Genomic DNA, 18055 nt, shown 5'->3' on the forward strand with positions numbered 1-18055 from the left:
GTCTACGCACCGCTCGGAGGCGCCGCGCCCGGCCTGCACAGGCGCCCGTGCCAGGCCACCGCGCTGGCGTCGGTGAGCGACGCGACCTGGTCGATCACGGCCCGGGTGCGGCCCGCGTCGTCCGCCGCCGACCGCCAGTCGTCGGCGAACTGGCGCTCCAGCCCGTCGGGTCCCCGGTCGAGCAGGACGGTCACGAGCTCGGCCAGCAGCTCGCGCTGCCGCCCCATCAGCGCGACCCGGTCGTCGGCCCGCATCACCAGGTGCGCCGCGACCCCCTTGAGCACCGTGATCTCGGCCCAGGTGCGCTCGGGCACCACGAGGTCGGAGCGGTGCCGCACGAGGGGCACCCCGTCGTACGCCGCGAAGGTCGCCGCCTGGACGGCCCCGCAGAACCGGCCGACGAGGTCGCTGGTGAGGTTCTTCAGCGCCGCGAGGGCGGCGCGGCTGCCGTCGTACGACGCCCGCGGCCACGACCCGACGCGCACGAGGTCGTCGAGCACGTCGTCGAGCAGCGCGTCGTCGAGGCCGGGCGCGTACCAGTCGCGCACGGTCGCCCAGATCTCCGCGCGCTGGTCGACCAGCGTGGAGAGGTCGATGCGACCGGCGACCACGCCGTCCTCCACGTCGTGCACGGAGTAGGCGACGTCGTCGGCGAGGTCCATGACCTGCGCCTCGACGGACTGACGCCGGGGCGTCGCCGCCGGCACCCCCTCGCGCATCCAGCCGAAGACCGGCACGTCGTCGTCGTACACCCCGAACTTCACGACCACGCGCGGCGACCCGTCGCCGTGCACGCCGCTCGGCGGCGCGGCGTCGGCACGCACCCAGGGGTACTTCGTGCAGGCGTCGAGGGTCGCCCGCGTGAGGTTGAGGCCGACGGAGGTGCCGTCGGCGTCCACGGTCTTCGCCTCGAGCCGGGTGAGGATCCTCAGCGTCTGCGCGTTGCCCTCGAAGCCGCCGGCCGGACCACTGAGCTGCTCGAGCACCGCCTCGCCGTTGTGGCCGAACGGCGGGTGCCCCAGGTCGTGGGCCAGAGCCGCCGTCTCCGCGACGTCCGGGTGGCAGCCGAGCGCCCGCGCCAGGTCGCGCGACACCTGGGCGACCTCGAGGCTGTGGGTGAGTCGGTTGCGCACGAAGTCGTCGGCCTGCGGGCCCATCACCTGCGTCTTGGCCGCCAGCCGCCGCGTCGAGGCGGCGTGCACGAGCCGGGCGCGGTCGCGCTCGAAGGCCGTGCGGACGGGGGCGTCGACGCGCTTCGGGGGCTCGAGCACACGCCGGGCGCGGTCGGCGTCGTCGTACAGCTCGTCCCACGAGTCGTGGCGGGCGTCGGTGGTCATCGGCGCGACCCTAGCGCGACGAGCCGGCCCGACAGCAGCGTGTCGGACCGGCTCGGAGGCGGTGGGGCTCAGCGGTGGGGCTCAGTAGACGGAGACGTGCACGTGGTCCATGTGGTTCGCCGTGGCGGAGCCGCGGTCCTCCATGGAGCGCCAGCCCTCGCCCGAGCGGTCGACCGACCAGATCTTCTGCTCGTAGATCACGTAGTTGACGTCGAAATCGGTGTAGTTGGCCCGCACGAACTCGGCGACCTCCCACCCGGTGGCGCCCGAGACCATGATGTCGAGCGCGAGCCCGCGACCGTGGTCACCGTCGGTGCGCGTGCCGCCGTAGTTCGTGATCTCGGGGAACGCGGCGCAGACGGCCTCGTGCAGGTCGGCGACGTTGGCCGTGACCCCGGAGGGGGTGGACGAGCCGTTGGTGCAGGTGCCGCCGGCCGAGCGGGCGGCCACCCCGCCTGGGCCCGTGCTGGTCGCGCTGAGCGCCGTCGGGTCCTCGTCGGTGAGGTAGCCGGCGCTCACCCAGCGGGAGGCCTCCTCCCAGACGATCTCCTCGAGCCCGCCGGCGGTGCGGCCGGTGACGAGCACCTCGGTGCCCTCCTCGACGAGGCCCGCCACCTCGGCGCCCTCGCCGGCGGTCGTGTGCAGGTTGAGGTCGGCGGTGGTCCAGCGGACCGTGTCGGCGGCGGCGACGGCCGCAGCGGTCGCCTGCAGCTCGGCGGCCGCGGCCGCGTCGGCGGCCGCCTGCCGGGCCTCGGCCGCGCGCTGGGCCTGCTGGGCGAGAGCGGCGGTGCGCTCCGCGGTCCAGTCGGCGAGGGCCGCGGCGGCCAGCTGGGCCGCGGCGGGGTCGGCGAGCTCGGCCCGGTCGTCGGAGCGCGACACGGAGGCGTCGCGGTCGGCGAGCACGTCGGAGGCGTCGATCGCCTGGAGGGCCGCGGTGGGCGCCTCGGTGGTCGTGGCCCCGGTGGTGACGAGGCCGAGCCCGACGGCCCCCACGGTCGCCGCGACGGCGAGCGGGGCGGCGACGCGCACGCGGCGCGGGGTACGGCGGACGAGGTCACCGGCACTGGTGCGGGCCTGGCGGAGTGCGCCCCCGAGGGCGCCGGAGCGGGAGAGCTGAACGACTCGGTCGTCCCGCTGGCGGCGTGGGTCTGCCACTGCGCTGATTCCTTCGCTGTTGCTGGCATGGTCGAGCCCGGGGGCAGGTCGTGCCCTCGGGCCGTCACCGAGTGAAGCACAGGAGGCGTGGGCGCGCGAACCCACGCGACCGTCCTCTGGACGGTCGGGTCAGCCGCCCGACCCCGCGTCGAGGTCGTCCGCGAGGCACAGGTCACGGCCGTCGGTGTCGTCCAGCCACCCCTCGGGCAGCGCCACCTGGCGGCGCGGGGAGCCCTGCCGGCCCCGGGGCGTCCCGAGCTCCGAGACCGGGAACACGGCCTCCGGGTCGAGCTGCGCGAGCAGGTCGTCGACCTCCGCCAGCGACGTGACCAGCGCGAGGGCCCGCCGCAGGTCACCGCCGGCCGGGAAGCCCTTGAGGTACCACGAGACGTGCTTGCGGAACTCCTTGCAGCCCCGCTCCTCCCCCATGTGCGCGCACAGCAGCTCGGCGTGCCGACGCATCATGGCGGCCACCCCGCCGAGCAGCGGCAGCGTCGCGACGGGCTCGCCGCGGAAGGCCGCGGCCAGGTCGCGGAACAGCCACGGCCGGCCGAGGCAGCCGCGGCCGACGACGACGCCGGCAGCACCGGTGTGCGCCATCATCCGCAGCGCGTCGGAGGCCTCCCAGATGTCGCCGTTGCCCAGCACCGGGATGTCGACCGCGGCCACGAGCTCGGCGATGGCGTCCCAGTCGGCGACCCCGGAGTAGGCCTGCACGACGGTGCGGCCGTGCAGGGCGATCGCCGCGCAGCCGGCGTCCTGGGCGATCCGGCCCGCGTCGAGGTAGGTGAGCCGGTCGTCGTCGAGGCCCTTGCGGGTCTTCATCGTCACGGGCACGTCGTACGGCGCCGCGGCCCGGACCGCCTGCGTGAGGATCTCGCCGAGCAGCCCCCGCTTCCAGGGCAGCGCGCCGCCGCCGCCCTTGCGCGTGATCTTGGGCACCGGGCAGCCGAAGTTGAGGTCGACGTGGGCCACGCCGTACTCGGCGCACAGGATCTCCGTGGCGCGCGCGACGTACGTCGGGTCGGTGCCGTAGAGCTGCACCGAGCGGGTGGTCTCGAGCTCGTCGAACACGAGCATCCGCTGCGTGGTCTCGTCGCGCTCGACGAGGCCGCGCGACGTGATCATCTCGCAGACGTAGAGACCGGCGCCCTGCTCGGCGCAGAGGCGGCGGTAGGCGGCGTTCGTGATGCCGGCCATGGGCGCGAGCACGACCGGGACGTCGACGTGCAGGGGTCCCAGGTCGAGGCCGGGGTGGGTGCCCTGGCGGGTCGGCGCGGTCGTGGCGGTCATCCTTCCATTGTCACGCGGAGGCCGACGGGGACGAAAACCGACGGGCCTCAGCCGGTCGGCGTCGCGCTGGGCGCCTCGGTCGGCGCTGCCGCCGGACGCCACGTCACCGGCGCCACGTCCACGGCCGGCTGGAACACGAGGCCCGTGACCGCCCGTCCGCCGACCGAGAGGTAGACGAGGCACTGCCCGACGTCGTCGCCCGGCGCGAAGGGCTCGGGCAGCGGCGTGCTGGGGCACGCGACGAACTCCGCACCGAACTCCGCGGCGGGCACCAGGGAGCCGTCGTCGAGACCGAGGTAGAGCGGCAGCCGCGCGTCCGCGAGGTCGCCGTCGCCCACGTTCTCGACCGTGATCCCCACGAAGTACGGCGACGCCTCCGCGCCCCGGCCCTGCAGCAGCCAGCCGGCGAACGCCTCCGGCGGGGCGTCCTGGAGCACGTCGACGCTCAGCTCGACGACGCCGGTGCTCGACGTCGTCGGCTGCCAGGCGACGACTGCCGTCTCCCCCAGCGCGAGCTCGGACCCCGGGGCGGTGAGCACGACGTCGCCCGGCACCTCGAGGTAGGCCTCGTCGCCGGCGTCGTCGGTGGCCACGGGCTCCGGGGCCGTCTCCCCCGTGTCTCCCCCGCCGTCGCCGCCGCCGCACCCGGAGAGCACGACGGCCGCGACTCCGAGCGCGAGCCACGGAGCGCGGCGGGACGGGGAGGGACGCCGACGCATGATCGCCATTGTGCACCCGTCGGAGGGGCCCGGGTGAGGTGGAGCACAGGCGTCTCGACGACGACGGCCGCCCACCCCGGCGAGGGGTGGACGGCCGCGGGCACGCCCGGGGGCGTACGTCGAGCGTCAGGCGCCGAGGAGCCGCTCGGCGAAGTAGCGCGAGATGCCGTCGAGGCTGACGCGCTCCTGGTTCATCGAGTCGCGCTCGCGCACCGTCACCGCGTTGTCCTCGGGGGTGTCGAAGTCGACCGTCACGCAGTACGGCGTGCCGATCTCGTCCTGGCGGCGGTAGCGACGGCCGATGGCGCCGGAGTCGTCGAACTCGACGTTCCAGTTCTGGCGCAGGTCGGCCGCGAGGGCCTTCGCCTTGGGCGAGAGGTCGGCGTTGCGGCTGAGCGGGAGCACCGCGACCTTGACCGGCGCGAGGCGCGGGTCGAGGCGGAGCACGACGCGCTTGTCGACGCCGCCCTTCGTGTTCGGCGCCTCGTCCTCGTGGTAGGCGTCGACCAGGAACGTCATGAGGCTGCGCGAGAGGCCGGCGGCCGGCTCGATCACGTACGGCGTGTAGCGCTCGTTGCTCGCCTGGTCGAAGTAGGAGAGGTCCTGGCCCGACGCCGCCGAGTGGGTGGAGAGGTCGAAGTCGGTGCGGTTCGCGATGCCCTCGAGCTCGCCCCACTCGGAGCCGGCGAAGCGGAAGCGGTACTCGATGTCGACGGTGCGCTTCGAGTAGTGCGACAGCTTCTCCTTCGCGTGCTCGAGGTGGCGCAGGTTGTTCGGGTCGATGCCCAGCCCGGTGTACCAGCGCGTGCGCTCGTCGATCCAGTACTGGTGCCACTCCTCGTCCTCGCCGGGCTTGACGAAGAACTCCATCTCCATCTGCTCGAACTCGCGGGTGCGGAAGATGAAGTTGCCCGGCGTGATCTCGTTGCGGAAGCTCTTGCCGATCTGGGCGATGCCGAACGGCGGCTTCTTGCGGCTCGACGTCACCACGTTGGCGAAGTTGAGGAAGATGCCCTGGGCCGTCTCGGGGCGCAGGTAGTGCAGGCCCGACTCGTCCTCGATCACGCCGAGGTAGGTCTTCATGAGGCCCGAGAACTGCTTGGGCTGCGTCCAGGCGCCACGGGTGCCGCAGTTGGCGCACACGATGTCGTCGAACGGGACCGCGTCGGGGTCGTCGAGGCCCTTCTTCTCCGCGTACGCCTCCTGCAGGTGGTCGGCGCGGTAGCGCTTGTGGCAGGACTGGCACTCGGTCAGCGGGTCCGAGAAGGTCGCGACGTGGCCGGACGCCTCCCAGGTCTGGCGCGGCAGGATGACGCTGGAGTCGAGACCCACGACGTCCTCGCGGGCCTGCACCATCGCCTTCCACCACTGGCGCTTGATGTTGTCCTTGAGCTCGACGCCCAGCGGACCGTAGTCCCAGGCGGAGCGGGTGCCTCCGTAGATCTCCCCGCACGGGTAGACGAAGCCCCTGCGCTTGGCGAGTGAGACGACGTGGTCGACGGTGGTTGCGGGCGGCTTGGCCACGAACTGTGCTCCTGCTCGAAACGGGTACGCCGGCTGGCTGCCGGCAGTGCGCAGCAGCCTAGCGATGCTGCTCGGACCCTCCGCGACCCGGGCGTCCGACCGCCCTCGACGTCCCTGAATTGACAAGCGTTCTCAATTGTCCTGAGAATCAGTCTCATGCCTTCGTCCGTGCGTCGCACCGCCCCCCGCCGTTCCTCCGCCCGCGTCCCCGCGCTCGCCGTCGCCGCCACCGTGGCCCTGACCGGCGCCCTCTCGGGCTGCGGCGCCCTCGGACTGGGTGACGACGCGGGCGCCTCGGGCGGCGACGGCCAGCTCGACGACGTGGTCGCCGCCTTCTACCCGCTGCAGTACGCCGCGCAGCGCGTGGCCGGCGACGAGGTCGAGGTCTCCAACCTCGTGAGCCCCGGCGGCGAGCCCCACGACCTCGAGCTGAGCGTCGAGCAGACCGGCCGCGTCGCGGACGCGGACCTCGTGATCTACCTCGCCGACTTCCAGCCCAGCGTCGACGGCGCCGTCGAGCAGTCGGCCGGCGACGCCGCGCTCGACGTCGGCCCCTCGGTCGACCTGCGGGCGAACGACGAGACGGAGGAGGAGCACGCCGAGCACTCCGAGGAGGGCCACTCCGAGGAGGGCCACTCCGAGGACGAGCACGCCGGCGAGACCGCCGAGGAGCACGCCGAGCACGCGGACGAGGAGGACCACGCCCACGAGGAGGGCGAGGAGCACGACCACGACCACGGCGAGTTCGACCCGCACTTCTGGCTCGACCCGCTCCGCCTGGCCGACGCCGGCGACGCGATCGCCGAGCGCCTGGGCGAGCTCGACCCCGACGCGGCCGAGACGTTCGAGGCCAACGCCGCCGACCTGCGCACCGACCTGGAGGCGCTCGACACGGAGTTCGCCGACGGCCTCGCCTCCTGCGAGCGCGACCTCGTGGTCGTGAACCACGACGCGTTCGGCTACCTGACCAAGTACGGCCTCGAGTTCGCGTCCATCGTGGGCCTGACCCCCGACGCCGAGCCCACGCCGGCCGCGCTCGCCGAGCTGCAGACGGTCATCGCCGACGAGGGCATCACCACGGTCTTCGCCGAGCGGCTCGCCAGCCCGCAGGCCGCGGAGTCCCTCGCGAACGACACCGGTCTGGCCGCCGAGGTGCTCGACCCGATCGAGGGTCTCACCGACCAGACGGCCGATGAGGACTACCTTTCCCTCATGCGTGCCAACCTCGCGACCCTCTCGGCGGCGAACGGCTGTTGAGCGAGCGGTCCAGCAGTGTCGTCGACGTCGAGGGCGTCACGGTCGCCATCGAGGGGCGACCGGTCGTCCACGACGTCTCCCTGACCATCGGAGCCGGCGAGTTCGTCGTGCTCATGGGCGCGAACGGGTCGGGCAAGTCGACGCTCGTGCGGGCCATGACCGGCCTGCGGCCCGTGGTGGCCGGCGAGGTGCGTCTCTTCGGCACCCCGCTCCCCCGGTTCCGCGACCGCCACCGCGTCGGCTACGTGCCGCAGCGCGCGGGCGCGTCGAGCGGCGTGCCCGCGTCGGTGGCCGAGGTCGTCGCCTCCGGGCGCATCTCCCGCCGGCGCCTGCTCCGCCCGATGGGGGCCGTCGACCGTCGGGCCGTCGCCGAGGCCCTCGACGTGGTCGGGCTCGCCGACCGGGCCCGCGACACCGTCACCGCACTGTCGGGCGGCCAGCAGCAGCGTGTGCTCATCGCCCGCGCCCTCGCCGCCGAGCCCGAGGTCTTCTTCCTCGACGAGCCCAACGCCGGCGTCGACCTGCCGCACCAGCAGGCGCTCGCGGACTCCCTCGGCGTCCTCTCGGAGCGGGGCGCGACGATCGTGCTCGTCGCCCACGAGCTGGGTGTCGTCACGCCGCTGATCGACCGCTGCCTCGTCATGCGCCACGGCCACCTGGTGTACGACGGGCTGCCCCTCACCGAGGTCGAGGTCCACCAGACCGCGGCGCCCGCGGGGCTGGACGGCACCGGTCTGGGCCCGGCACCGGGCACGCCCCTCGCCGTACCGGACGTGCACAGCCACGCCGGCCACCACCACGACCACGCGCACGAGCAGCGCCCCCACGACTGTCCCCCGGGCCACTCCGACGTCGTCCCCGGCGTCGCCGGACCGTTCGACCGCGCCGGGAGCGCCCACCAGGACGGAGGGCGGTCGTGATCGAGCTGCTCGGCTACGACTTCATGCAGCGCGCCCTCGTGGCGGCGCTGTTCACAGGCCTCGCGGCCCCCGTCATCGGCACCTACCTCGTGCAGCGCCGGCTCTCGCTCATGGGCGACGGCATCGGCCACATCGCCGTCACCGGCGTCGCGCTCGGCCTGCTCACCGGCTGGTCGCCCACCTGGACGGCCGTGCTGGTCGCGGCCCTGGGGGCCATGCTGCTCGAGGTGATCCGCGAGCGCGGCCACACGTCCGGCGACCTCGCCCTCGCGCTGCTCTTCTACGGCGGCCTCGCCGGCGGCGTGCTCATCACCGGGCTCGCCGGACAGAGCGGTGCGCGCCTGCAGCAGTACCTCTTCGGCTCCCTGACGACGATCTCGATCGCCGACGTGTGGTTCACGATGGCGCTCGCCGTCGTCGTCATCGTGCTCGGCCTGGGCCTGCGTCCCCAGCTGTTCGCCATCGCGCAGGACCGCGACTTCGCCGTCGTCGCCGGCCTGCGCGTGCAGGCCTACAACATGCTCGTCGCCGTGCTGGCCGCCGTCACCGTGACCATCGCGATGCGCACGGTGGGCCTCCTCCTGGTCTCCGCGCTGATGGTCGTGCCGGTCGCCACGAGCCAGCAGGTGGCCCGCTCGTTCCGCACCACGATCCTGCTCGCGATGGGCCTCGGCGCGGCCGCGGGCGTCGCCGGCCTGCTCATCTCGGCCGAGCTGTCGTTCCACGCCACCGTCGCCCCGGGACCCGCGATCGTGCTCGTCTCCATCGCCGGGTTCGTGCTCGCCTGGCCCACGGGGGCGTGGCTGCGGCGTCGCGAGCGGCGTCGTACGCCCGACGACGGGGCGGGCGACGCGACCGGCGACGGGGCCGGCGAGAAGCACGTCACGCCCGGCGCGGTCCCCGCGACGGGTCCCGGGACCACGCAGTAGGTTGGCCCCCATGACGAGCACGGAGCCGGACCGCACCACGGTCGCCCCCGGCGTCCCCGGGACCCGTCCGACACGCCAGCGCCGCGCCGTCGGCGAGGTCCTGGCGTCGTTCGACGACTTCCGGTCGGCGCAGGAGATCCACACCCTGCTCGGACAGCGCGGCGAGTCCGTCGGGCTCGCCACCGTCTACCGCACCCTGCAGCTGCTCGCCGACGCCGGCGAGGTCGACGTGCTGCGCAGCGAGGACGGCGAGGCGATCTACCGCCGCTGCTCCTCGACGCACCACCACCACCTCGTGTGCCGCTCGTGCGGCGCCACCGTCGAGGTCGAGGGTCCGGCCGTCGAGCGCTGGACCTCGGCGATCGCCGACGAGCACGGCTACGTCGACATCAGCCACACGCTCGAGATCTTCGGCACCTGCCGCGCCTGCGCGGGCTGACGCTCAGGCGTTGGGCACCGCACCGCCGAAGCGGCGGTCGCGCTCGGCGTACGTCTCGATGGCCGCCCAGAGGTGGCGTCGGTCGACGTCGGGCCACAGCGTGTCGGTGAAGACCATCTCCGAGTACGCCGCCTGCCACAGCATGAAGTTCGACAGCCGCTGCTCCCCCGACGAGCGCCACACCATGTCGGCGTCGGGCAGCTCGGGCACGTAGAGGTGGCGGGCGAGCACCTTCTCGTCGACCTTGTCGGCCTTGAGCCGGCCGGCAGCGACCTCCTGGGCGATCGAGCGGGCCGCGTCGGCGATCTCGGCCCGGCCGCCGTAGTTGACGCACATCGTCAGCGTCAGCACGTCGTTGTCCTTCGTGAGCTCCTCCGCCACCTGCAGCTCGCGGATGACGGAGCGCCACAGCCGCGGCGCCCGACCGGCCCAGCGCACGCGCACGCCCAGCTCGTGCATCTCGTCGCGCCGGCGCCGGATCACGTCGCGGTTGAAGCCCATGAGGAACTTGACCTCCTCGGGCGAGCGCGACCAGTTCTCGGTGGAGAACGCGTAGGCCGAGATCGCCTTCACACCGATCTCGATGGCGCCCTCGACGACGTCGAACAGCGACGACTCGCCCTCCGTGTGGCCGACCGTACGGGCCTGGCCGCGCTCCTTGGCCCAGCGTCCGTTGCCGTCCATCACCACCGCGACGTGGGCGGGCACCAGCTCCCGGGGTACGGCGGGGGGCCGCGCGCCGGACGGGTGGGGGCGAGGGGGCCGGACCGTTCGTCTCACGGTCGCACACCCTATGCTCAGGCCGCGTGGGAGCCGCAGCGAGCACACCGGGCGACAGCGGGACGGGCACGCCCGGCAGCGACCCGGGGATCCCCGGCGACGACGCCGGCGCCCTCAGCCTCAACGGCGTCATCGAGCAGCAGCTGCTGACCCTCTTCCGGCGCACCAACTCGATCCACGTCGAGACCGCCCACGGCGACCACGAGCTCGACCGGTCGACCTACGGCATCCTCTGCCTGCTCGACGACGCCGGCCCCCAGCGCCTCGGGGCGATCGCCGCGGCGTACCGGCTCGATCCCTCGACCGTGACCCGTCAGGCCCAGGCGGCGGTGCGGCTCGGCCTCGCCGAGAAGTCCACCGACCCCGCCGACCGCCGCGCCTCGCTGCTGGCGCTCACCGAGGAGGGCCAGGACGCCGTACGTCGGGCGCGCGCCCACCGGCGGATGCGGCTCGACGAGATCATGGCCGCCTGGACGCCGGAGGAGCGCAACGAGTTCGGCCGGGCGCTCACGCGGTTCAACGACACGCTCACCCGTCTGCCGGAGTGACCCTCAGCCGTCGGCGGGGATGACCGGGAACCGGTCCTCCAGCAGCGCCCCGACGGGGGTGGCCTCGCGGCGGGCGCGGTCGACGTACGGCAGCGAGCGCAGGCCGCGCTCGAGGTGCCAGGAGAGGTAGGCGGACACGATCCCGGTGGCCTCCCGCTCGGCGCGCGGCTCGGTCGTGCTGAGCCGCTCGACCTCGTTCCAGTCGCCCGTGAGCAGCGCCGACATCATCAGGATCGTGGCCGGTGCCGGCGAGGCCGAGCCGGGCACGCGGCAGGTCACGCAGAGCACGCCGCCGGCCGCGTGGTTGAAGTAGCGGTGCGGGCCTTCGAGACCGCACCCGGCGCAGTGCAGGAACGTCGGCGCGTAGCCGGCCACGGCCAGCGAGCGCAGCAGGTAGGAGTCGAGCACGTGGCCGGGCTGCCGCTCCCCGCCCGTCATGGCCCGCAGGCCGCCGACGAGCAGCAGGAACTGCTGGACCGCGGGCTCCTTGTCCTCCGTGACGAGCCGCTCGGCGGTCTCGAGCATCACGGTGCCGGCCGTGTAGCACTGGTAGTCGCCGCCCATGCCGGCCCCGAACGGGGTCAGGGTCTCGGCCTGCGTGATGGTGTCGAGGCTGCGGCCCTCGGCCAGCTGCAGGTCGACGTGGGCGAAGGGCTCGAGCCGCGAGCCCCAGCGTGACGTCGTACGACGCACGCCCCGCGCCACGGCCCGCAGGCGCCCGTGGCGGCGCGAGAGGAGCGTGATGATGCGGTCGGCCTCACCCAGCTTGTGGGTGCGCAGCACGACGGCTTCGTCACGGTAGAGGGGCACCCGCCCATTGTGCCGGGCGTGCCGCGACGCACGGCGCTGACACGCGTGCAGGAGACTTCTCCCCATGACGTCCCCGACGCTGCCGCTCAGCAGCTATCCGACGAAGCCCCCGGTGCGCTTCGTCGAGTGGTTCATGCTCGTCCTCGCCATCGTCTCCGTCGTGCTGCTGATGTGGATCACGTTCTGGGACGTCCGCGACGACGTCGAGCGCTGGGTGATCCGCGCCGACATCGCGATCTGCGCGATCTTCGCGATCGAGTTCGTCTACCGCTGGCGGCGCGACCGCGGCGACTGGAGGTACCCGTTCAAGTACTGGTACGAGGTCCTCGGGATGATCCCGCTCTCGCACCCGGCGTTCCGTGCGTTCCGGCTCCTGCGGATCATCGTCGTGTTCGCGCGCCTGGGACGCGCGGCCGACCGGGCGTTCGGCGACCGCATCACCGCCGCGATCATCGACCACTTCATGGACACGATCGTGCGGATCATCAAGCGGCCCGTGACCATCGCCGTCGTCGACGAGGTGATCGCCGTACTGAAGACCGGCCACTACACGAAGAACATCGCCCGGGCGCTCGGCGAGAACGAGGCCGAGCTCAAGGGCATGATCCTGCAGAAGGTGAAGCAGGACCCCGTCACCAGCCGGCTGCGCTACGTGCCCTTCCACGACGACATCGTGGAGCTGGTGGCCGACACGACGTTCCGCATCGTCTTCGAGGTGCTGGCCGACCCCCGCACCGACGAGATGGTCACCGACATCCTCGAGGAGAACACCGACCAGATCCGCGAGGCCGTGCGCTCCCGGGCGCACGAGACGGGCTGACGGGACTGTGGGGCCCGAGACACCGATCGCGGTAGGTGGTACCCGTCGGACGGGTGCCACCTACCGCGAACGTGGTCGGACGTGGTCGGACGTGAGCGCGCCGGAGCGTCAGGCGCGGTTGACCGCGGAGACGATCGCCTTCATCGAGGCGCGCACGATGTTGGGGTCGATGCCGACGCCCCACAGCACCTTCTCGCCGACGGCGCACTCGACGTACGCCGCCGCCTGCGCGTCGCCGCCCGACGAGAGGGCGTGCTCGGCGTAGTCGAGGACGCGCACGTCGTACCCGAGGCCGTTGATCGCGTCGACGAAGGCGGCGATGGGGCCGTTGCCGGAGCCCTCGAGCGTGCGCTGCTCGCCGTCGACGTACACGTTCGCCTTGAGCGAGTCCTTCTCGCCGTCGGTGGCCGAGGAGTGGATCGAGTTGATCTTGAGCGGGGCCTCGCGGTGCAGGTACTCCGACGAGAAGACGGTCCAGATGGCCTCGGGGGTCATCTCGCCGCCCTCGGCGTCGGTGCGCTCCTGCACGACGCGGCTGAACTCGATCTGCGCGCGACGGGGCAGGTCGAGCTTGTGCTCCGCCTTCAGGATGTAGGCGACCCCACCCTTGCCGGACTGGCTGTTGACGCGGATGACGGCCTCGTAGCTGCGCCCGACATCCTTGGGGTCGATCGGCAGGTACGGCGCCTCCCACGGCATCTCCCCCACGGGCTTGCCGGCGGCCTCGGCCTGGCGCTCGAGGTCCTCCAGCCCCTTCTTGATGGCGTCCTGGTGGGAGCCGGAGAAGGCGGTGTAGACGAGGTCCCCGGCGTACGGGTGGCGCGGGTGGACCGGCAGCTGGGTGCAGTACTCGACGGTGCGGCGCACCTCGTCGATGTCGGAGAAGTCGATCATCGGGTCGATGCCCTGGCTGAACAGGTTCATGCCGAGCGTCACCAGGTCGACGTTGCCGGTGCGCTCGCCGTGGCCGAAGAGGCAGCCCTCGACGCGGTCGGCCCCGGCCATGAGGCCCAGCTCGCTGGCGGCGGCCGCCGTGCCGCGGTCGTTGTGCGGGTGCAGGCTGATCGCGCTGTGCTCGCGGCGCGAGAGGTGCCGACCGAAGTACTCGATCTGGTCGGCGTAGGTGTTGGGCGTCGACATCTCGACGGTCGCCGGCAGGTTGAGGATGATCTCGCGGCCCGCCTCGGGCTGCCACACGTCGGAGACGCGCTCGCAGACCTCGAGGGCGAAGTCGGTGGGGGTCTGGGTGAAGATCTCCGGCGAGTACTGGTAGCCGAAGTCGGTGCCCGGCAGCAGCTGGTCGGCGTACTTCATGACCCACTCGGTGCCGCGGGTCGCGATGGCGATGCACTCGGCGTCGGTGACGCCGAAGACGACGCGCTGGAACAGCGGCGCCGTCGCGTTGTAGAGGTGGACGGTCGCGTGGTCGGCGCCTGCCAGGGAGGCGACGGTGCGCTCGATCAGGTCCTCGCGGGCCTGCGTCAGCACGGAGATGCGGACGTCGTCGGGCACCCGGTCGTTCTCGATCAGGTCGCGCACGAAGTCGAAGTCGGTCTGGCTGGCGGCCGGGAACCCGACCTCGATCTCCTTGTAGCCCATGGCCACCAGCAGCTCGAACATCTTCAGCTTGCGCGCCGGCGTCATCGGGTCGATCAGGGCCTGGTTGCCGTCACGCAGGTCGGTGGAGAGCCAGCGCGGGGCCGCGGTGATCTTGCGGTCCGGCCACGTGCGGTCGGGCACCGTGACGGGCTCGAAGGCGCGGTAGCGGTGGACGGGCATTCCGCTGGGCTGCTGGCTGGGGATCTTCGTCATGGCGTTTCCTCGCATGGATGGTCACGGGGTTCGCACCCGAGAGTGTCGGGGGCGAGCCGGGCGCAGCACGATCTCCGCAGCGAGGGGTCCGGCGTACCTCTGCTCCCGCGTGGGAGTGGGTCAGACCTCGCTGCGGCAGCGAAGGAGAAGCTGGCGCATCATCATGACGGTTGCCGATGCTAGCACCGGCCCGTCGGCGCCCTCCCCCGACGTCTCACACGTCGTCGGGGTGCTCCTCGTGGAACACCTGGCCCGGGTCCACCCGTCGGTCGGGCCGCGGGTCGACGGTCACCTGGACGTCGCCGAACGCCACGACGACCTCGTGGCGGGGCCAGAACAGCAGCCGGTGACGCAGCGAACCGTCGTCGGCGAGGTCGACCTCGTCGTACATCAGCTCGGCCGCGCGGTCGCGGGCCAGGTCGCGCAACGCCTCGATCGCCCCGGCGTCGAGCGTCACCCCCGTGTAGACCACCAACACCTCGACGTACCCCCGCTGCAGGTCGCCGGCGACCCAGGAGGCGACCAGACGACGGTCGTGCGGGGCCCAGGCCACGAGGTCGATCACGGCGTCGTGGAGGTCGGCGTCGGCGAGCTCGGCCGCGCCGGGCGGGAGGAGGGGCCGGATCTCGGCGAGCCGGGCGCGGTAGGCCTCGGACGCCTGATCGGTCTCCTCGTCGGAGAGGAGCCCGTCGGCCCAGTCGCGGGTGAAGTAGCGCATCCGACCATCGTGCGGCACGCCCGCGCGGTGGCCACCGTCGGTCTGTGGCGGCAGCTGGCGGAATAGCGCCTGCGTTCGATATCGAGATCGTCGTCGCGCATTTCGAGGAATGGGGAAAGGTCCCCACGGCAAGTTTATTTAACGTTTGTCCGTGAATTCCCCGGGTACCCAGCGCGCATGGTGGACGACGCGACATTCAGGTCGGCGGTGAACACTCAGCGCTTTCTTCTGGTGGTGTTCGTCGTTCAGATCGTTGCAGCGCTCATGAGCTCCTCGTTCTCAGTGGCGGACAAGGTCGTCGCGTGCGTCTTCTGGCTCGGTCTCGCCGGATACACCTGCTACCAGCTCTTCACCCCCGCCGGGAGGGCGCGGCTCCGCAAGCAGGCGAAGATCGGTCTGCCCCGGACCGGCCTCGGACTGACCCTCTACTGGGTCGGCGTCGGAGTCATGGTGGCTATGGTCTTTGTGCTGATGCTGGTCTTCGACGTGCCGTTCTGGCTGCTGATTCTGGCGTCCTTGCCCCTGGGGTTCGCCCTCGCTCGCGGCATGAAGGCCCTCACGAGGTGGGACGCCCGACGGTTCGCCAGCAAGGAGTTCTTCTTCCTCCCACCGCCGGGCGAGCAACGCTGGCCTCAGCGGTGAGAGCCCTCGGTCCGATTCGTCGATTCGCGTGGTCGTTCGTCTTCATGGCGGTGTACGTCGCCGTCTTCCTGTCGGGTTTCTGGATCGATGTGCCGCCCGTCCAGCGAACTGCCGGGCTGACGCTGTCAGCACTCATGGTGGGCGTCTTCGCCTACGTCACCTTCGCGCCACGGGGGCAAGAGGCGGTTCTGCGACCGGTCGAGCGACGCGACCTGAGCGATCCGGGCGAACAGTGGCGGGCGTTCTTCCACGTCCTCGGCGTTCTCGTCGTGATGATGACGGTCCTCAACCTGGAGCTGTCCCCCTGGACGTTCGCCGCCATCGCGGTGCCGTTGATGGCCTTGACGAATTCAGGTGTGGTGGTCGGCGAACGGCTGTGGTCTCGACGGCGCGCCAGCACGAGTGACCAGGCATGACCACCGGCGACGGGGTCTGGGCTGCGCCATGGCCCGTGCGCCCGGTGTAACGCGGTGTCCGGGTGTCTCCACACGCGTAAGAACACGTGTGCAGTAGCTCGGACACCGCGTTACACGCGCCGGGCACGACCAGCGGCCTCCCCGGCCCGGCTACCGTCGCCCCATGCCCTCCGTCCTCGTCGTCCACCACTCCCCGACCCGCTCGGTGCGGGCGCTGACCGACGCCGTCGTCGCGGGCGCCGGGGACGACGCGATCGAGGGGGTCGAGGTCGTCGTACGCCCGGCGCTGGAGGCGACCGCCGCCGACGTGCTCGCTGCGGACGGCATCGTGCTGGGCTGCTCGGCGAACTTCGGCTACATGGCGGGCGAAGACAGCCCATAGCAGGGAGGATAGGGAGCATGAGGGCAGCGACCTACACACGCATCAGCCGGGACTACGCAGGAGAAGGACACGGCGTAGAGCGGCAGGCACTGGACACTCAGGCTCTGTGTGACACCAAGGGCTATGAGGTAGTTGCTCGGTATGAGGATAACGACGTCTCAGCGGCAGGTGCCGTCAAGCGCGAGCGTCCCTCCTACAACTCGATGTTGGAGGCTGCCAAGGCCGGTGAGTTTGAGGTCATCGTTGCCTACTCCAACTCTCGTCTGACCCGTCGTCCTCGGGAACTTGAAGACCTGATTGACCTCCACCAAAACCACGGCATCCGGTTCGACACCTGTGTGTCTGGTCAAGACGACCTCAGTACCGCCGATGGTCGAATGGTCGCCCGTATCAAGGCCAACGTGGACGCTGCTGAGGCTGAGCGCACCGCTGAGCGCATCACTCGCCAGAAGGCTGGACGGGCTGCTGCCGGACTCAAGCAGGGTGGCCGGTACCGAGTGCTGGGCTACTCCCGCACCTGGGAGGTCATTGAGGATGAGGCTCAGTTGGTCCGTGAGATTTTCTCCCGTCGTGCAGCAGGTGAGTCCTCGTCGGCTATCGCAACAGACCTGCACTCTCGTGGCTTAGAGACGACTGCTGGCAAGCCTTGGACTGGTGCCACCATCGGCAAGATTCTGAGCAGGACCGAGTACGCGGGCATCCTCACCTCTAACGGCAAAGTCGTCGGCAAGACAGCGTTTGGGTCCATCGTGGATGAGGCCACCTTTGAGGCTGCTACCGCTCTCAAGACTGCTGCTGCCCGTCCGGGTATGAACGCTCGCAGGCACCTTCTGAGTGGCTTCCTGGTGTGCTCTCGCTGCATGACGGGACTCAAGGGGAACGGACTCAAAGACAGACCCTCCTACCGCTGCCCCTCCCCCGTAACTGACCCCACTGCCTGCGGCTCTACGTCTGTGAAGATGCCTGACACCGATGCCGCTATTTTCAATGCTGCCTGGCGCAAGTTCCAAGAGGCACCGGTTGCTCCCAAGGCTGATGAGCGCAACTTTGATGCCGAGATTGCTGCTATCGACAAGCGTCTAGAAGACATTAGGTCGATGTTCACCAGTGGAGACCTGGCCCTTGAAGACGTACAGCCCATGCTCAAGGCTGAGCGTGAGGCCCGTAGTGCTCTCGTTAAGGAAGCCAGCGAAGTGGTCACGCTGGACGCTATCTCCCAGACCTTCATTAACGGCATGGTCGATTTCTACGGCATGAACCTAAGTCAGCAGCGGTTGTGGATTGCCAATAAGGTCAAGAGCGTCATCGTTCATCCCACTACCCGGGGCGGTCGCGCCGGGTATGACGTGAGGCGACTTGAGGTCTTCTACACCGATGGGACTAGCGAGCGATTGACTGCCCCCAAGTCAGTTGACCGCATCAAGGTAGAGCAAGTATGAGAGTATTCCGGTCCGAACTCCCCCGCTTCTGGACTGACCTCAGCGGCAACCTGTTCACTGAGCGGGAGGTTTGCTGCAACTGCCGGGTAACGCTTATTTGCTGTTCGTGCCAAGA

Annotated in this window: 19 protein-coding genes; 10 read left to right on the plus strand and 9 right to left on the minus strand. The window is 71.2% G+C overall.

The annotated features are described in order from the left end of the window. Window positions 1-2: 2 nt before the first annotated feature. The 5 genes from K329_RS23985 to K329_RS0101985 all read right to left on the minus strand — a co-directional run bounded on the left by K329_RS23985 (window position 3) and on the right by K329_RS0101985 (window position 6028). On the minus strand, window positions 3-1337 hold the full coding sequence (locus tag K329_RS23985) for a deoxyguanosinetriphosphate triphosphohydrolase (RefSeq protein ID WP_043641877.1): 1335 nt from the start codon (window positions 1335-1337) through the stop codon (window positions 3-5). A gap of 81 nt (window positions 1338-1418) precedes the next feature. Next, the gene (locus K329_RS31855; RefSeq protein WP_157571521.1) at window positions 1419-2492 is read right to left on the minus strand and encodes a VldE C-terminal domain-containing protein; all 1074 of its coding nucleotides are present in this window, start codon (window positions 2490-2492) and stop codon (window positions 1419-1421) included. A gap of 129 nt (window positions 2493-2621) precedes the next feature. Then, complete coding sequence (gene dusB, locus K329_RS0101975) at window positions 2622-3785, minus strand: tRNA dihydrouridine synthase DusB (protein WP_028471741.1); 1164 nt, start codon at window positions 3783-3785, stop codon at window positions 2622-2624. A 47-nt stretch (window positions 3786-3832) separates the two neighbouring features. After that, the gene (locus K329_RS0101980) at window positions 3833-4504 is read right to left on the minus strand and encodes a hypothetical protein (RefSeq protein ID WP_157571522.1); all 672 of its coding nucleotides are present in this window, start codon (window positions 4502-4504) and stop codon (window positions 3833-3835) included. A gap of 126 nt (window positions 4505-4630) precedes the next feature. Further along, window positions 4631-6028: a glycine--tRNA ligase gene (locus K329_RS0101985; RefSeq protein ID WP_028471743.1), complete on the minus strand. Its 1398-nt coding sequence runs from the start codon at window positions 6026-6028 to the stop codon at window positions 4631-4633. 156 nt (window positions 6029-6184) lie between these two features. Here K329_RS0101985 and K329_RS0101990 point away from each other — a divergent pair, with 156 nt between their 5' ends. Genes K329_RS0101990 through K329_RS0102005 form a run of 4 tightly spaced genes read left to right on the plus strand, consistent with a single transcriptional unit; the run spans window position 6185 to window position 9573 of the window. After that, window positions 6185-7285, plus strand: a complete 1101-nt coding sequence (locus K329_RS0101990) for a metal ABC transporter substrate-binding protein (RefSeq protein WP_043641880.1) — start codon at window positions 6185-6187, stop codon at window positions 7283-7285. Further along, window positions 7282-8205, plus strand: coding sequence for a metal ABC transporter ATP-binding protein (locus K329_RS24000; protein WP_052336257.1), 924 nt, complete (start codon window positions 7282-7284; stop codon window positions 8203-8205). The genes K329_RS0101990 and K329_RS24000 overlap by 4 nt, the downstream gene beginning before the upstream one ends. Beyond that, window positions 8202-9134 (plus strand): metal ABC transporter permease, encoded by a 933-nt coding sequence (locus tag K329_RS24005; protein WP_245596408.1) that lies wholly within the window; start codon window positions 8202-8204, stop codon window positions 9132-9134. The genes K329_RS24000 and K329_RS24005 overlap by 4 nt, the downstream gene beginning before the upstream one ends. Before the next feature lie 10 nt (window positions 9135-9144). After that, window positions 9145-9573 (plus strand): Fur family transcriptional regulator, encoded by a 429-nt coding sequence (locus K329_RS0102005; protein WP_028471745.1) that lies wholly within the window; start codon window positions 9145-9147, stop codon window positions 9571-9573. Between the two features lie 3 nt (window positions 9574-9576). Here K329_RS0102005 and K329_RS0102010 read toward each other — a convergent pair whose 3' ends face one another. Then, window positions 9577-10368 (minus strand): isoprenyl transferase, encoded by a 792-nt coding sequence (locus K329_RS0102010; protein ID WP_425411469.1) that lies wholly within the window; start codon window positions 10366-10368, stop codon window positions 9577-9579. 11 nt (window positions 10369-10379) lie between these two features. On the opposite strand from K329_RS0102010, the gene K329_RS24010 reads away from it, so the two are divergent. Next, the gene (locus K329_RS24010; protein WP_052336258.1) at window positions 10380-10901 is read left to right on the plus strand and encodes a MarR family winged helix-turn-helix transcriptional regulator; all 522 of its coding nucleotides are present in this window, start codon (window positions 10380-10382) and stop codon (window positions 10899-10901) included. A 3-nt stretch (window positions 10902-10904) separates the two neighbouring features. Here K329_RS24010 and recO read toward each other — a convergent pair whose 3' ends face one another. Further along, the gene (gene recO, locus K329_RS24015) at window positions 10905-11711 is read right to left on the minus strand and encodes a DNA repair protein RecO (RefSeq protein WP_043641883.1); all 807 of its coding nucleotides are present in this window, start codon (window positions 11709-11711) and stop codon (window positions 10905-10907) included. A gap of 64 nt (window positions 11712-11775) precedes the next feature. Here recO and K329_RS24020 point away from each other — a divergent pair, with 64 nt between their 5' ends. Beyond that, window positions 11776-12531 (plus strand): hypothetical protein, encoded by a 756-nt coding sequence (locus K329_RS24020; protein WP_052336259.1) that lies wholly within the window; start codon window positions 11776-11778, stop codon window positions 12529-12531. A gap of 108 nt (window positions 12532-12639) precedes the next feature. Here K329_RS24020 and leuA read toward each other — a convergent pair whose 3' ends face one another. Together leuA and K329_RS0102035 are read right to left on the minus strand one after the other, a co-directional pair. Next, on the minus strand, window positions 12640-14343 hold the full coding sequence (leuA, locus tag K329_RS0102030; protein ID WP_028471747.1) for a 2-isopropylmalate synthase: 1704 nt from the start codon (window positions 14341-14343) through the stop codon (window positions 12640-12642). A gap of 214 nt (window positions 14344-14557) precedes the next feature. Beyond that, on the minus strand, window positions 14558-15061 hold the full coding sequence (locus K329_RS0102035; RefSeq protein ID WP_028471748.1) for a DUF4085 family protein: 504 nt from the start codon (window positions 15059-15061) through the stop codon (window positions 14558-14560). Window positions 15062-15238: 177 nt separating this feature from the next. On the opposite strand from K329_RS0102035, the gene K329_RS0102040 reads away from it, so the two are divergent. The 4 genes from K329_RS0102040 to K329_RS30110 all read left to right on the plus strand — a co-directional run bounded on the left by K329_RS0102040 (window position 15239) and on the right by K329_RS30110 (window position 17940). Beyond that, complete coding sequence (locus K329_RS0102040; RefSeq protein ID WP_028471749.1) at window positions 15239-15703, plus strand: hypothetical protein; 465 nt, start codon at window positions 15239-15241, stop codon at window positions 15701-15703. A 44-nt stretch (window positions 15704-15747) separates the two neighbouring features. Further along, window positions 15748-16119: a hypothetical protein gene (locus tag K329_RS0102045; protein WP_028471750.1), complete on the plus strand. Its 372-nt coding sequence runs from the start codon at window positions 15748-15750 to the stop codon at window positions 16117-16119. Window positions 16120-16282: 163 nt separating this feature from the next. Further along, complete coding sequence (locus K329_RS24025; RefSeq protein WP_245596409.1) at window positions 16283-16501, plus strand: flavodoxin family protein; 219 nt, start codon at window positions 16283-16285, stop codon at window positions 16499-16501. Window positions 16502-16518: 17 nt separating this feature from the next. Next, window positions 16519-17940, plus strand: coding sequence for a recombinase family protein (locus K329_RS30110; protein WP_084540921.1), 1422 nt, complete (start codon window positions 16519-16521; stop codon window positions 17938-17940). The last annotated feature ends 115 nt before the right edge of the window (window positions 17941-18055 follow it).

Source organism: Nocardioides alkalitolerans DSM 16699 (assembly GCF_000426525.1).
Taxonomy (GTDB): domain Bacteria; phylum Actinomycetota; class Actinomycetes; order Propionibacteriales; family Nocardioidaceae; genus Nocardioides; species Nocardioides alkalitolerans.